This is a genomic window from Halobacterium zhouii (genome assembly GCF_021249405.1).
Lineage (GTDB): Archaea > Halobacteriota > Halobacteria > Halobacteriales > Halobacteriaceae > Halobacterium > Halobacterium zhouii.
In genome coordinates, this window is the sequence record NZ_CP089593.1 from 1353410 (window position 1) to 1367332 (window position 13923).

Below are 13923 nucleotides of genomic sequence, written 5' to 3' on the forward strand. Positions count from 1 at the left end.
AGGTGATGGGGCTCTGCCCGTGGCAGTCAATGTAGAGGGTGTAAGGCGACGCTAACCAAACTCGGGATTTTCCAGCTAGTTCGAATGCGCTGGAAATCAGTCGGCTTGATAGCTTCTTTCGGCTTTTTCAGCTTCTGAGCGAGGTAGGCTTTCCGCCGATCGCGTTCCTCTGGCGACAAATCAGAATACTTTCCGAGGTCTTCCCATCGAAGACTTGCCTGGAACAGGTCCTCGCGTTCCGCTAGGGTGAAGTAATCCGCCTGGCGATGGTTAGACTCTGAGAAACTCAGGTCCGGTTCCCACCGTTGTACGCCTGATCGGCGAGACCTGAACTCGAAATCGTTGCGGACCGCATCGACGAATTTCCGCTTACTGCCTTCCTTGTACCGTGAGCCATCTTGCCTTCGAACTAAATCGCCGTCAAGTGCCTCGACGAACCAGTCTGCATGCCCAGGATGGAGATTGAGTACATTTTCCCCAATCTCGTTCCACACGGTTCGGTGGAAGATGGTTGTTCGGTGAAGTTTCACCAGTGCAGACGAGGGAGCGTAGCCGATGGATCGATCGGGATTCTTCCCTTCTTCCTGCAGCCATGAGTGGTACTCCTCGTAGTGGTCCTCGACTATGTCTCTCAGCCGTTTCGAGGTTCCCGCCCAGACGCCTTCTGGGTGGTACTGGATACTATCACTCATTAGAATAATCCCCCTTCAGGAGCAGTGGGTGTTGGTCGCACCACCGGGAGTCGTCTTTGGGCCCCCAGTGACTTCCATCGATTCCGGCCGATTTCGCGGGAGTTTTGGTCCATTTACCTGATTTCTTACGTTTGACTGAATGCTAGAAGGTCGAACTCACCCCCACGCTATTTACGCATGGAGAGCAAACAAAACGGTGGAGTCATCACTGTACGAAGACTCTACCATGTTCGCCTTCCGAAGCGGACACAGTGGTAGACTGTGGATCCTATGCTTGATGGGCTGGGTCCACAGTCAGCCACGCTTTAGTGGCGACGCAAGGTCGCCGGTTTCGATTCATGCCATGACCGGAAATGTCGTCCGGCAGGTGGTAAAGCGTAATTACCAGATAGAGTGGTGATGAGAATCACCACTCTTCCATATACAGAAACAATTGCTATCCGGACATGTACAAAACAACATAAATCGGGGCCGGGGGCGATTCTCAGCCCATTCGGTCCAACGCGGACCGACGATCCTCTACTGGTGCTTGATCGTATTTCATCGTCGTTTGGACGCTCTCATGCCGTAACTGCGTCTGCGCTGCCGCGAGTCCCTCTTCGCGCGCCATATAGGTCCCGACGGAATGACGGACCGTATACCAACTCGCCTGTCGATTCGAGGTATTAATCCCAGCAAGCTCACAAAGTCCCTCAAGTAGATGCTTGAGCGCGTGGGACCGATACGGGTTACACTCCCGCGTCAGCCAGAGCGCATCCGAATCCTGATACGCGGAATAGGTTTCCCGTTGGTCAAGCCACCGATCGAGCATCTTCGTGGTTCTGGAGTGTAAACTGACGATCCAGTTCTCCTCGTTCTTGGAACTCTCAGCGTGTGGAATCCGCAACACCTCATTGGCAACGTCTACCTAGTACGTCCGTGCGCGAGCAACCTCGACAGGCCGTAAGCCAGCATCGAGGCTCGTTGCTACCAGCGACGGGATTTTCCAACCATTCGCTCTGTCCCAGTCCCCCGGTGTAACATCTTCTTTGGGTTTCTCGAACCGTTGCGCAAGATGCTGCCGCCAGCGGTCACGAGCCGCCGGGGAGAGATCACTGTACCCTGGGATACTACCGTACTCCAGAGATGCCTCCCTGAGACGCTGGCGCTCGTCCCGCGTGAAGAAATCACTCGGCTGGCTCGCGGAATCCGCAGTCGAGAATTTCATCGATGGGTCCCACTCGTCAAGCCCGTGCTCGTGTTCCCGCCACTTGAACAGCATCTGCACCGCTTTCTGGTGGTTCGCCTTGTCCGCGTTGCTGGTATCACGGTAAGCCAAATCGTTCAGATAGTCCTCAGCATGCTCAATGGCAGGTGCAGCGACGTACCGATCTTCCTGCTTCCACACCCACCGGTAGAACATATCCATCCGGTTCGAACGAGCACGAACCGTCTCGAACGCGTACCCCTCGACATGCTGCGGCTCCTTCCCGAACCGAAGGAGCCATCGAAGGCAGTCACGTCGATGCGAGCGGTAGTCTTCGAGTTGCCGTTCGTTGAGGAAGTCCTTCGATCGCTCAGTTACAAGGGTAATGTCCTCGATGGAACTCATACCGAGATCCTCCTGGTGTGACTCGAGCTAGTTGGATGGGTTTCCTCACATTCCCGTTGAGGAAGTCTGTTGAGTCTGGGTGTTGGACAATGAGTGAAAACCCCGTGAAGGCGGTGCGATACGTCGGTCCGAGTTACGTGGTTGCCCTGGGTGAACATTGACGATCACTGGAGCCACGGCTCAAAACCAGGAGAGGGCGAGAGGATGGATGCTCCGTCAGGGATTCGAACCCTGGTCCTTGCCGTGAGAGGGCAAGATGATTGGCCGGACTACACCAACAGAGCGTGCATTCTCTGGTAGCTTCGGGGTACAAATAACGATTTCGTCTCGGAACGACACTGCGAACGAGTGTCGAACCGAGAAACTCGGCGAGGACATCACCACTCGGTGACGGCGTCGTCCCCACCGAGTCTCTACTCCACCGACGCCGACCGAGGGTTCGGTCGAAGAAGAAGCGAAGCAACGACAGTGCAACGCACGCTCAGCTCTCGTGCGGGACCGAGAGCACGACCGCCTCGCCGGACACCACGGTCTCGTCGGTCTCGGCGACTGTCTCGACGCGGAGCCGGTCACCGCCCAGTTCCTCCGTGACTTCGACGCGCGCGGTGACGGTGTCACCCGGGAAGACCGGGTTCTCGAAGGTGAGGTCCTGGGAGAGGTAGACGATGTCCCCGGGAAGGTCGGCGAGCGCGGCGCTGACGGGGGCTGCGGAGAGCATCCCGTGGGCGATTCGACCGCCGAACATCGTCTCGCTGGCGTAGCCGTCGTCCTCGTGGATGGGGTTGTGGTCACCCGATAGGTCGGCGTACGCTTCGATGGTCTCCTCGGTGACGGTGACGGCGGACGTAGTGGTGTCGCCGACGGCTGCGACTGGCATAGTGGAACCGACGCGCCCTCCCCGGAAAATCCCGCGGTTAACATGTGAAGCCGAGGGTTGAAGGCGGCATCCGCCTATCCCTCGGTCATGGAATCGGTGACGCGGGACGGCGTCACGCTGGCCTACGAGCGCGACGGGCCGGCGGACGCCGAGACGGTCGTACTCGTGGAGGGACTCGGGTACGGTCGCTGGATGTGGAACTGGCAGCGCGACGCGCTCGCCGACGAGTACGACGTAATCGTCCCGGACAACCGCGGGACGGGGGACTCGGACGCGCCGGAGGGCCCGTACACGATAGCGGAGATGGCGACGGATCTGGACGCCGTTCTCGAGGACGCTGGCGTCGAGCGGGCGCACGTGGTGGGCGCGAGCATGGGCGGAATGATCGCCCAGCAGTACGCCCTGGACTTCGACCGCACCGTCTCGCTCGGCCTACTCTGTACGTCCCCGGGCGGAGACGCGGCCACGCCGACCCCGAACGAGACCCAGAAGCGGATGTTCGAGGTTCCCGAGGGCCTGGACGACCGCGAGCAGATTCGCTACAAGATGGGGCCGGCGATGACGGAGAAACTGGCAGCGGACGACGACCTGCTCGCACGAATCGTGGATTGGCGACTCGACTCGGACGCGCCGCCGGCGGCCCGAGACGCGCAGGCCGCGGCGGTCGCGGGGTTCGACGCGAGCGACCGCCTCGGTGAACTGGACGTGCGGGTGCTGGTGCTCCACGGCGACGACGACCGCGTGCTCCCCGTGGAAAACGCTCGCGCACTCCACGACCGACTGCCAGAGAGCGAACTCGACGTGGTGGAGGGAGGCCCACACCTGTTCTTCGTGGAGGAGAGCGAGGACGTGAACGACCGACTGCTGGAGTTCCTCCATGGCTGAGGGACAGTTCGGCTGGGTCGGCGACTGGAGCGGGCGGCGGGCGACGCTCTCGCCCGACGCCGTCGCGCTCACCGACGCGACGACGGGCGACTCCTGGACGTACGACGAACTCGACGCACGCGCGAACCGCACTGCGCGGTTGCTCCGCGAGCACGGCGTCGCGGACGGGGAGCGCGTCGCGGTGGTGTCGCGGAACCGTCCGGAACTCGTCGACCTGCTGTTCGCGTGCGGGAAGACCGGCGGCGTGCTGGCGCCGCTCTCGCACCGACTCGCGCCGCCCGAACTCGGAGAGTTGCTCGACGACGTCGCGCCCGAACTCGTGGTCGTGGAGGAGCCATTCGCCGGAGACGTAGCGGACGCACTCGGCGACGACGCGGACGTGTTGCCGGAATCCGGGGGGTCGCCGGAGTCCGTTGAGCCGTCGGAGTCTGTGGACGTGCTCTCGCTGGCGGTCGACGGCGAGCACTCCTGGCAGTCCTTCGGGGACGCTGTGCCCGCGGACGATTCGGCCGTGGAGACTGCCGACCTGTCGCTCGAGGACCCGTTCATGTTCCTCCACACTGGCGGGTCGACGGGAACGCCCAAGGAGACGGTGCTGACCCACGGAACGGTCACCTGGAACGCGACGAACACCGTAACCGCGTGGGGCCTACGACCGGGCGACACGACGCCGATGGTGTTCCCGATGTTCCACACGGGCGGGTGGAACGTGCTCACGATTCCGTTGTTCCACGTCGGCGGGCACGTCGTGCTCGCCCGGGAGTTCGACCCCGCGGACGTACTGGGGATGGTCGACACGTTCGAGGCGGACGTGCTGGTCGCGGTGCCCGCGGTCCTCCGGATGATGACCGAACACGAGGGCTGGACGGACGCGGACCTGTCGAGCCTGCGGTTCGCGAAGAGCGGCGGCGGGCCGTGTCGGCGGGTCGTGATGGAGACGTGGTGGGAGCGCGGCGTCGACCTCTCCCAGGGGTACGGCCTCACCGAGTGCGGCCCGAATAATTTCGCGATGCCCGAGGACTGGCCGCGGGAGAAGGCCGACAGCGTCGGCGTGCCGGCGATGCACGTCGACGCGCGGGTCGTGGACGACGACGGCGAGGAGGTGCCGGCGGGCGACGTGGGTGAACTCGAACTCCGGGGCCCGCACGCCGCCGACCGGTACTGGCGGAACCCGGGGGAGACCGAGGCGACGTTCGGAAATCAGTGGGTCTCCACCGGCGACCTCGCGCGCGTTGACGACGAGGGCTACGTCTACATCGAGGGCCGGAAGAAGAACATGTTCGTGAGTGGCGGTGAGAACGTCTTCCCGGTCGAGGTGGAGGACGCGGTGACGGACCACCCGGACGTCGAGGATGTGGTCGTCGTCGGCGTCCCCGACGAGACGTGGGGAACGGTCGGGAAGGCGGTCGTGCAGGGAGACCCGTCGTTCACGCTGGATGAACTCTCGGCGTTCCTCGACGGTCGCCTCGCGCGGTTCAAACATCCTCGACACCTCGCGTTCGTCGAGGAACTCCCGACCAGCGGTCCGTCGAAGATCGACCGCGACGCGGTGCGAGCAGCGCACGGCGAGTAGGCAAAACACGTCGTGCAAGTGGGCGTAAGAGAACAGTTCGGCGCACGTGACGGGCGCCGACGCGATCTGGAGGACTGACGCAGACGCGATTCTAGCCCAACGTGACGACAGTACGACGGAATTCGGACGGAAAACGTTTTGTCGGCGCTGTACAACATCGGAGTGCGTGGAACGATGATTAACGTTAGCATGGAGATGGAGCAGTACGACTGCCCGTTCGTCCATGCCAGCGACAGCCACGACGTCGCGTTCTCCTCGGTCCACTGCGAGGCCGGTGACGACCAGACGGAGGTACGGATGGTCGCAGAGGCGGCGGACCGAGGCGCGCTCGAAACCAGCCTCGAGTCGGTCCAGACCCACGCGGAGGTGGCGGAGTACGAACTGTTCTCGAAGGTGGACAACGTCGCGAAGTTCCGGACCGTCGTCGGGTCGACGGCGGCGATGCGGACCGTCCGTGACCACGATGGCTACGTCACCGGCCCGTTCTTCGCGGAGGGCGGCACCGAAACGTGGCACGTCGGATTCGACGAGCGGGCGCGCGTAGACGACGCGCTGGCCGCGCTCGAGCGCTCCCACGAATTCGACGTGGTCGGCCGCGACGACACCGACGACGCCTCGCTCCACAGACTCGTGCAGAACGCGGGCGCGGCGATGACGCTCATAGAGGGCGCGAAGGACCTCTCTGACGTCGAACGCGAGACCCTGGAGGCCGCGGTGTCGGACGGCTACTACGAGAGTCCCCGGGACGCCACGCTGGGCACGCTCGCCGACCGCTTCGGCGTCTCGAAACCCGCCGTCTCGAAGAACCTCCGGCGGGGCGAACAGAAGATGATCCAGCGCGTCATCGACGCGCTCAACGACATCGAGTGAGAAACGTGGGGGACCATCCACCACTCTACAACAGTACTCTCACACCGCCACTCCCACGACGCTACCCCACCGTTACTCCCACGGCGTTACTCCCACAGCGTCACTTGTTCACATGTTAACCCGGCTGTATTTGCCCGAAGCGTAGCAGTTACTTGAGTATGACGGGGCAGAGCACGTCACGTCGAACTGTACTGAAATCGCTCGGCGCCGCAGGCATCGCCGGCCTCGCGGGCTGTACCGGAATCGGCGGCTCGAGCAGTCCTGATACCATGAAAATCGGAGTGATGCAACCACTGTCGGGGAACATCGCGTACTACGGAAAACACTCCCTCTGGGGGTTCCTCTCGGGGCTCGCCTACAAGGGCGAGACGGACCCCGTTTCGAACCCCTCGACGGGGACCCACAAGGTGGACGTCGGGGGAACGACGTACGAACTCGTCGTCCGGGACTCGAAGTTCAAGGCCGACGAGGCCCAGTCCATCGCCACGAACCTCGTGCAGGAGGAGGAGGTCGACATGCTGTTCGGGTGTGCGTCCTCCAGCGCGGCGCGGCGCGTCATCACGAACGTGCTGTCCGCCGTCGACGTCCCGTACATGGCGGGCCCGGCGGCGTCCGCCGGAATCACGCGGAAGTCGGACACCTGCAGTGACCAGGTGTTCCGGGCGAGCGAGAACACCGCGATGGACGCCCGGAGCGGCGGGAAGTACGTCGCCGAGCAGTCCGACGTCAACAGCGTCTACCTGTTCGGCGCGGACTACTCGTTCGGGCGCGCGGTCGTGAACAACTACGAGCGCGTGCTGAGCGACGCGGGCGTCGAAATCGTCGGGAAGCGGTTCGTCGATAGCGGCCACTCCGAGTGGCAGGGCCTCCTCCAGCAGGCCGAGGAGGCGGGCGCAGAGGGCGTCGTCGGCGGGTTCACCGTGTCGACGCTCCCCGCGATGTTCTCGCAGTTCCTGCAGGGAGATTACTCCTACCGACTGTTCGGCGGGTTCGCGACCGAAATCTCGAACGCGGTGCTCGGCCAGACGCTCCAGAAGGAACTCGGCAAGCCGCTCACCCAAGAGAAACTCGACGGCGTGAAGGCCGGCCCGTTCACCACGCGGTACCACTGGAACCAGTACGACAACAAGATCAACAGCGCGTTCGTCGACAAGTACTCCTCGACGTACGGGAAGGTGCCGGACCTGTTCAGTTCAGGCACGTTCACGGCGGCCTCCGCCATCGTGCAGGCCATCCAGGAGTCCGGGTCGACGCAGGCCGCGGACATCCAGGACGCGCTCACCGGGATGACGGTGACGGACACCCCGAAGGGCGAGGGCGCGTACACGTTCCAGGAGTACAACAACCAGGCGCGCTCGGAGATGACCGTCGCGAACGTCGTGCCGACGAGCGACGAGTGGAAGGACACCTGGGGCGCCCCCATCATGCCGAGCGAACCGCTCGCTCGCGTGCCCGGTGACGAGGCGACAATTCCCAAGGACAGCAGTCAGATGAACTGCTCGCTGTAGATGTTGCGAACGCGGGAACTGACCCGCCGGTTCGGGGGACTGGTCGCCGTCGACCACGTCGACTTCGAACTCGGCGCGGACGAACTGTGTTCGCTCATCGGCCCGAACGGCGCCGGGAAGACCACGTTCTTCGACCTGCTCACCGGCGCGCTCGCGCCCAGCGAGGGCGCCGTCGAACTCCAGACAGCGGACGGCTGGCGGTCGGTCACGGACGCCGAACCAGCGGCGACAGCGCGCATGGGCGTCCACCGTTCCTACCAGATCACGAACGTCTTCCCGACGAGTACCGTTCTAGAGAACGTACGCGTCGCGGTGCAGGCCGCCGCCGACTCCGGGTGGCACGCCCACCGGAACGTCCACACCTTCGACGAGCACTACGAGGACGCCTACGGGATTCTGGAGCGCGTCGACCTCCTCGAGGAGGCACACACCACTGCCGAGAATCTCAGCCACGGCGCCGCGCGGCAACTCGAGGTCGGCATCGCGCTCGCCGGCGACCCGGACGTGTTGTTGCTGGACGAACCGAACGCGGGCGTCTCCAGCGAGAGCGTCGACCGCATCGTCGACCTCGTGGAGGACGTCGCGCGCGACCACGCCGTGTTGCTGGTCGAACACAACATGGACATCGTGATGAACGTCAGCGACCGCGTGGTCGTGCTCGACCGCGGGTCGGTCATCGCCGACGGCCCACCCGAGACCGTGCGCCACGACGAAGACGTCAGGAAGGCATACCTCGGGGGCTACGAGCGAGAAGAGGAGGGAGTCGCGTGAGCCTCCTCGAGATCGAGGACATCCAGACGTACTACGGCGAGAGCCACGTCCTCGAGGGCGTCTCCCTGGAGGTCGAACGCGGCGAGGTCGTCGCGCTCGTCGGGCGGAACGGCGTCGGGAAGACGACGACGCTCCGGTCCGTCCTCCAGTTGACGCCGCCCAGAGCGGGCGACGTGCGCTACGACGGCGAGAGCCTCGTCGGCCTCGACACTCACGAGGTCGCCGACCGTGGCGTCGGATGGATTCCCGAGGACCGCCGCGTGTTCGCCCACCTCACCGTCGAGGAGAACGTCACGCTGTCTATCCCGCCGGGCGGTGACGAACGGGCGGGACTGGAGACGGCCTACGAGGCGTTCCCGGACCTCCGGGACATCTCGGACCGTGAAGCGGGTTCGCTGTCGGGCGGCCAGCAGCAGATGCTGTCTATCGCGCGCGGCCTCGTCAACGAGAACGACCTGCTGCTCGTGGACGAACCCAGCGAAGGACTCGCGCCACTCATCGTCGAGAACGTCGCGGACTCCCTGCAGTCCGTCGCAGAGGACACGACGCTGCTGCTCGTCGAACAGAACCTCCCGCTCGCGCTCGACATCGCGGACCGGTTCTACGTGCTCGACAACGGCCGCGTCGTCGACGAAGACACCACCGACGGGGTCACGACCGACGACGAGCGATTCCAGAGGTTGTCAGCATGACCGAGTTTTGGAAGGGCGTCAGCACGACGGCATTCCGGAGGTCTTCAGCATGAGCGCCGTCGGCACCCTCGTCGAGGTGCTCGCGTCGGGATTCGCGAAGGCGTCCCTGTACGCGATGATGGCGCTCGGCCTCACGCTCATCTTCGGGCTACTCGGCGTGCTGAACTTCGCCCACGGGTCGTTCACGATGGTGGGCGCGTACGTCGCGGGCCTCGTGATGGTGACGTTCGCCGGCACCGGCATCGCCGCAATCGCGTGGTTCCTGGTCGCCGGCCTGGTCGCCGCAGCGGTGGTCGGCGGGTTCGGCGCGGCGATGGAGGTCGGACTCATCCGACGACTGTACGACCGGCCCCCGATCTACCAGATCTTGCTCACGTTCGGCGTGACGCTCGTCGTCGACGAACTCGCGCGCATCGTCGTTCTGTTCTACGGCATGCAACCGCGGACCGAGTGGCAGGCAGCGCTCGGCACCAAGCCCGCGTTCATCGGGGACTCCATCAGCGTGCTCGGCGGCACCGTCAACAACCTCGAGTTGTTCCAGATCGTGTGGGGCGTCCTCACGGTCGCCGCGGTCTGGGCGTTCCTCACCCGCACGCGGTACGGACTCGTCGTGCGAGCGGGGAGCGAGGACGACGAGATGGCGGCCGCGCTCGGCATCGACGTGCGCCGCGTGTTCACCGTCGTCTTCGCGCTCGGCGCGGGCCTCGCTGGCTTCGCGGGCGCGCTCCTCATGTGGGACTCCGCGTGGGGTGCGAGCGTCCCCCTCGCCTCGGAGACGCTGCTCCCGGCGTTCGTCGTCGTCATCGTCGGCGGCCTCGGGACGTTCCGCGGCACGGTCATCGCCGCCGTGCTCGTCGGGATGGTGGACGCGTTGATGACGTACCTCTTCAACGAGGGCATCGTCACGTTCTCCGGGCTTCCGGAACTCACCATCTTCCTCATCCTCGTGGGCGTGCTCGTCGTGCGCCCGCAGGGCATCTCGGGGCTAGCGGAGGTGGGCGGCCATTAGCACCGAAACCGTCGAGGGGTACGTGGAATCCGACGAGAACTGGCTTCGGCAGTACGCCCGCGACCACGTCGCACACCTGCTGGTAGTGGCGTTCCTCGGCGCGTATCCCGTCGTCTACTCCGTGCTCACGTCTATCGGTGTCGGCGGGTTCGCGGAGGCGTTCCTCCCGGAGACGGAGACGATGACCGCGGTCTTCTACTTCGGGCTGTTCGCGATGAGCTTCGACTTCATCAGCGGGTACACTGGCTACCTCTCGTTCGGACACGCCACGTTCTACGGCGCGGGCGGGTACTTCGTCATCCTCGTCGCCAACGGGAAGATACCACTCTTGCCCCCGGGCACGCCGTTCATGGTGAGCGTGCTGCTCGCAGGCGTGCTCGCCGCGCTGCTCGCGATCGCCATCGGGTCGGTGTCGTTCCGCCTCTCGGGCGTCTACTTCGCGATGATCACGCTCGGGTTCGCGCAGGTCGTGTACGTCTTCATGCGCGACTGGAGCTACCTCGGATCGAACCCCCGGGACGGCATCGCGGTCAGCAACCAGTTGCACCCGACCGGGTTCGACGTCGGCGTGCCGTTCGTCGACCAACTGAACCTCGCCATCGGGCCCCTGCGCGGCGACGCCGTCCAGTGGCTGTTCCTCGACCTCGCGAAGACCGACGTCTCGTACTACATGGTGGGACTCGTGGTGCTCGTCTGTTACCTCGCCATGCAGCGCGTGCTCCACTCGCCGTTCGGTCGCGTGCTCGTCGCCATCCGCGAGAACGAGGAACGCGCCCGTGCCGTCGGCTACGACACGTTCCGGTACAAACTCGCGGCGTTCGCGATCAGCGGCTTCTTCGCCGGCGTCGCCGGCGCGCTGTTCGCGGGCGTCCGGCGGTCGGTATCACCGGATAACTCGCTGTACTTCCTCGTCAGCGGGGACGCCCTGCTGGCCTCCATCATCGGCGGATTCGGCACGCTCGCCGGGCCGCTGTACGGCTGGCTGTTCGACCGGACGCTCCGGGAGTTCCTCTCGAAGACAGGCGGCGGGGGCGGCCTCCTGCCGTTGCTCCGCGAGTACGTCCCCGAGAGCGTGCTCGGCACGCCGGTGTTCAACGGCATGACTGTCGGGCAGGGAATCGAGACGTTCCTGAACGGCCACGCCAGCCTCTACCTCGGCATCGTGTTCGTCGTGTTCGTGCTGTACGTGCCCGGCGGCCTGCTCGGAACGATCCGGAACCGACTCGGCGGAACCGTGGCGAAACGGCTTCCCGACTACCTCGCCAATCTCCGACGATGACGGTCAGCCTCACCGGTTATGGCGTGTACACGCCCGACCGCATCCTCACGGGCAAGGAGATAGCCGCCGAGAGCGACATTCCGGAGGACGTCGTCACGGAGAAGATGGGTATCCGCGAGAAGCACGTCTGCCCGCCCGACGACGACCACGCGACGGACATGTGCGTGGCGGCAGCGGAGGACGCGCTCGCCGACGCCGACATCGACCCGGTGGACGTCGACGTGGTGCTCTACCACGGCAGCGAGTACAAGGACTACGTCGTGTGGAGCGCCGCCGCGAACGTCGCGGAGCGCCTCGGCGCGGAGAACGCGCACGCCGTCGAGAGCTACGCGCTGTGTGCCGGCGCTCCCCTCGCCATCCGGCAGGCGCGCGCACAACTTCAGACGGGCGATGTCGACACGGCACTGCTCGTCGCCGCGAGCCGCGAGGAGGACCTCGTAGACTACGGCGACGAGGACGCGTCGTTCATGTTCAACTTCGGGAGCGGCGCGTCCGCGATGGTGTTGGAACGCGACGCCGGCGACCGCACGCGCGCGGTCGTCCACGAGAGCGCCGCCGTCACCGACGGCAGTTTCTCCGAGGACGTCGTGATGCCCGCTGGCGGGTCGAAACAGCCTGCGAGCCACGAGACCGTGGACGCCGGCCTCCACTCGCTCACGGTCGCCTCGGAGGACATGAAAGAGCGGATCGCACCCGTCAGCGGCCCGAACTTCCTCGAGGTGGCTGACGTCGCGCTCGACGCTTCGGGGTTCGCACGCGAGGACGTCGACTTCGCCGCCATCACGCACATGAAGCGGTCGTTCCACGACTGGCTGACGGACGAACTCGGCCTGAACGCGGACGACCACCACTACCTCGACGAGTACGGGCACGTCCAGAGCGTCGACCAGGTGCTCGCGCTCGACGAGGGACTCGCGGCAGAGAACGTCGACCCCGGCGACGTCGTGCTGTTTCTCGCGGCCGGGACCGGCTACACGTGGGCGGCGACCGTTCTGGAGTGGCGAGGGTAGGGACCCGGCGTCGTCGCCAATCGCTACCCGTACTCCTGGACGGGGTCGCCCGCGGCCGCGGGCGTTCGCTCGACGTCGAGCGATTCGACCCGCTGGACGCCGAACGCCGAAACGAGTGCGTCGCGGCCGGCGGTCTCGACATCGGGGGCGTCCTCCAGGTTCGCGGCAACCTCGACGCTAGCCTCTATCTCGAGGTCGTTCAGGCGCGGGCGTAGGTCGGTGACGTCGACCGAGACGACGTCGGTGACGCAGTCGACGCTGGCGACCGTGCGCTCTGCGCCGTCGTCGAGGTTGCCGGTGGCGTTTCGCGTGACGTGCATCGTGAGGTCCGCGGTGATGCGGACCGACTGGCAGGTTGCTGCCATAGGCTCCCGCCGAGAGTCGAACTCGGTGTCGGGGCGGCCGACTGCCACGGGACGGGCCCGTCGGGAGGCGGCAGCCAGCGCTCACCAGTTGGCCACGGAGAAGAACGCGCAGGACTGTCGTCAGGGGCTGACGACAGCAGACCGCGTCCTCCCACGTGGAACGGCGTTCAAGCGGAGTGGGTGAACGCGGACTGCGCGTTCGGGTAGTATCCAGACACCTTGACTCCAGCACTCCGGCCGGACGCTCCGCTGATAGAGCGGAGGTCTGTCGCGTGGAGTGTGGTCGTCATCGTGTCGTCACCCGAATGGACTCGAAGCGAGTCTCGACTCGTATATTCAGGCCCTGTACAATAAGTTTTGTCCGGCCGTGTGAACGACTGACGTGGTGAAAGTGTAGCGATTCCGTTCAACAGGGACCACGGAGTACGTGGCCTACGACGCACGTATTCCCGGGTCCAGAACCAATCTCGGAGAGTTCTACTTTCACCCCGCACTGGGTGAGGGAGCCAGAAGCCGGGTCGTGTGACGACTCAGGAATCTAGATCCGTTCCTTCTAACGGAGCACGAGCTCGTTCGATGGGTACTCGAAAAATGCTCGGTCAGGGATCTGAACCACGCCGAGACATTCCTACTCGCTCGCTTCGTTCGCTGCGCGGGCTGTGACTCGTCTACTTCAAATCCCCTCCTGCGCGTGCTTCTTCACTCACTACGTTCGTTCAGAATCATGCTCGGTCAGGGATTTGAACCCTGGTCGTCGGCTCGAAAGGCCAACATGATTGGCCGGACTACACCAACCGAGCG

At 64.7% G+C, this 13923-nt stretch carries 13 protein-coding genes, 2 tRNA genes and 1 pseudogene; 9 read left to right on the forward strand and 7 right to left on the reverse strand.

Annotation, left to right across the window (positions count from 1 at the left end; translation table 11 throughout):
• Positions 1-26: 26 nt before the first annotated feature.
• The 4 genes and pseudogenes from LT970_RS06890 to LT970_RS06910 all read right to left on the reverse strand — a co-directional run bounded on the left by LT970_RS06890 (position 27) and on the right by LT970_RS06910 (position 3160).
• The gene (locus LT970_RS06890) at positions 27-692 is read right to left on the reverse strand and encodes a hypothetical protein (protein ID WP_232685702.1); all 666 of its coding nucleotides are present in this window, start codon (positions 690-692) and stop codon (positions 27-29) included.
• A gap of 484 nt (positions 693-1176) precedes the next feature.
• Positions 1177-2283: pseudogene (locus tag LT970_RS14670) on the reverse strand (tyrosine-type recombinase/integrase).
• 209 nt (positions 2284-2492) lie between these two features.
• A tRNA-Glu gene (locus LT970_RS06905) sits at positions 2493-2567 on the reverse strand.
• 197 nt (positions 2568-2764) lie between these two features.
• Entirely contained in the window at positions 2765-3160 is a 396-nt protein-coding gene (locus LT970_RS06910; protein ID WP_232685705.1) for a MaoC family dehydratase, read from the reverse strand.
• An 87-nt stretch (positions 3161-3247) separates the two neighbouring features.
• On the opposite strand from LT970_RS06910, the gene LT970_RS06915 reads away from it, so the two are divergent.
• The 9 genes from LT970_RS06915 (at position 3248) to LT970_RS06955 (ending at position 12757) form a co-directional block, all read left to right on the forward strand.
• Complete coding sequence (locus tag LT970_RS06915) at positions 3248-4045, forward strand: alpha/beta fold hydrolase (RefSeq protein ID WP_232685706.1); 798 nt, start codon at positions 3248-3250, stop codon at positions 4043-4045.
• Positions 4038-5618: an AMP-binding protein gene (locus LT970_RS06920; protein WP_232685708.1), complete on the forward strand. Its 1581-nt coding sequence runs from the start codon at positions 4038-4040 to the stop codon at positions 5616-5618. The genes LT970_RS06915 and LT970_RS06920 overlap by 8 nt, the downstream gene beginning before the upstream one ends.
• 174 nt (positions 5619-5792) lie before the next feature.
• The gene (locus LT970_RS06925) at positions 5793-6488 is read left to right on the forward strand and encodes a helix-turn-helix domain-containing protein (protein WP_232685709.1); all 696 of its coding nucleotides are present in this window, start codon (positions 5793-5795) and stop codon (positions 6486-6488) included.
• A gap of 158 nt (positions 6489-6646) precedes the next feature.
• Complete coding sequence (locus tag LT970_RS06930) at positions 6647-7996, forward strand: ABC transporter substrate-binding protein (RefSeq protein WP_232685710.1); 1350 nt, start codon at positions 6647-6649, stop codon at positions 7994-7996.
• Positions 7997-8767 (forward strand): ABC transporter ATP-binding protein, encoded by a 771-nt coding sequence (locus LT970_RS06935; protein WP_232685711.1) that lies wholly within the window; start codon positions 7997-7999, stop codon positions 8765-8767. It begins immediately after the preceding gene.
• A complete protein-coding gene (locus LT970_RS06940; protein ID WP_232685712.1) occupies positions 8764-9459 on the forward strand; it encodes an ABC transporter ATP-binding protein in 696 nt (231 codons plus the stop codon). The genes LT970_RS06935 and LT970_RS06940 overlap by 4 nt, the downstream gene beginning before the upstream one ends.
• Before the next feature lie 49 nt (positions 9460-9508).
• On the forward strand, positions 9509-10468 hold the full coding sequence (locus LT970_RS06945) for a branched-chain amino acid ABC transporter permease (RefSeq protein WP_232685713.1): 960 nt from the start codon (positions 9509-9511) through the stop codon (positions 10466-10468).
• Between the two features lie 181 nt (positions 10469-10649).
• Positions 10650-11747 carry a branched-chain amino acid ABC transporter permease gene (locus tag LT970_RS06950; RefSeq protein WP_232688689.1) on the forward strand — a complete coding sequence of 366 codons (1098 nt, stop codon included), beginning with the start codon at positions 10650-10652 and terminating at the stop codon, positions 11745-11747.
• Entirely contained in the window at positions 11744-12757 is a 1014-nt protein-coding gene (locus LT970_RS06955) for a 3-oxoacyl-ACP synthase (protein ID WP_232685714.1), read from the forward strand. The genes LT970_RS06950 and LT970_RS06955 overlap by 4 nt, the downstream gene beginning before the upstream one ends.
• Positions 12758-12780: 23 nt before the next feature.
• Here LT970_RS06955 and LT970_RS06960 read toward each other — a convergent pair whose 3' ends face one another.
• From LT970_RS06960 to LT970_RS06965, 3 genes are all read right to left on the reverse strand, one after another.
• Positions 12781-13122, reverse strand: coding sequence for a hypothetical protein (locus LT970_RS06960; RefSeq protein WP_232685715.1), 342 nt, complete (start codon positions 13120-13122; stop codon positions 12781-12783).
• Positions 13123-13289: 167 nt separating this feature from the next.
• A complete protein-coding gene (locus LT970_RS14620; RefSeq protein WP_269785462.1) occupies positions 13290-13412 on the reverse strand; it encodes a hypothetical protein in 123 nt (40 codons plus the stop codon).
• A 435-nt stretch (positions 13413-13847) separates the two neighbouring features.
• A tRNA-Glu gene (locus LT970_RS06965) sits at positions 13848-13922 on the reverse strand.
• Position 13923: the final 1 nt, after the last annotated feature.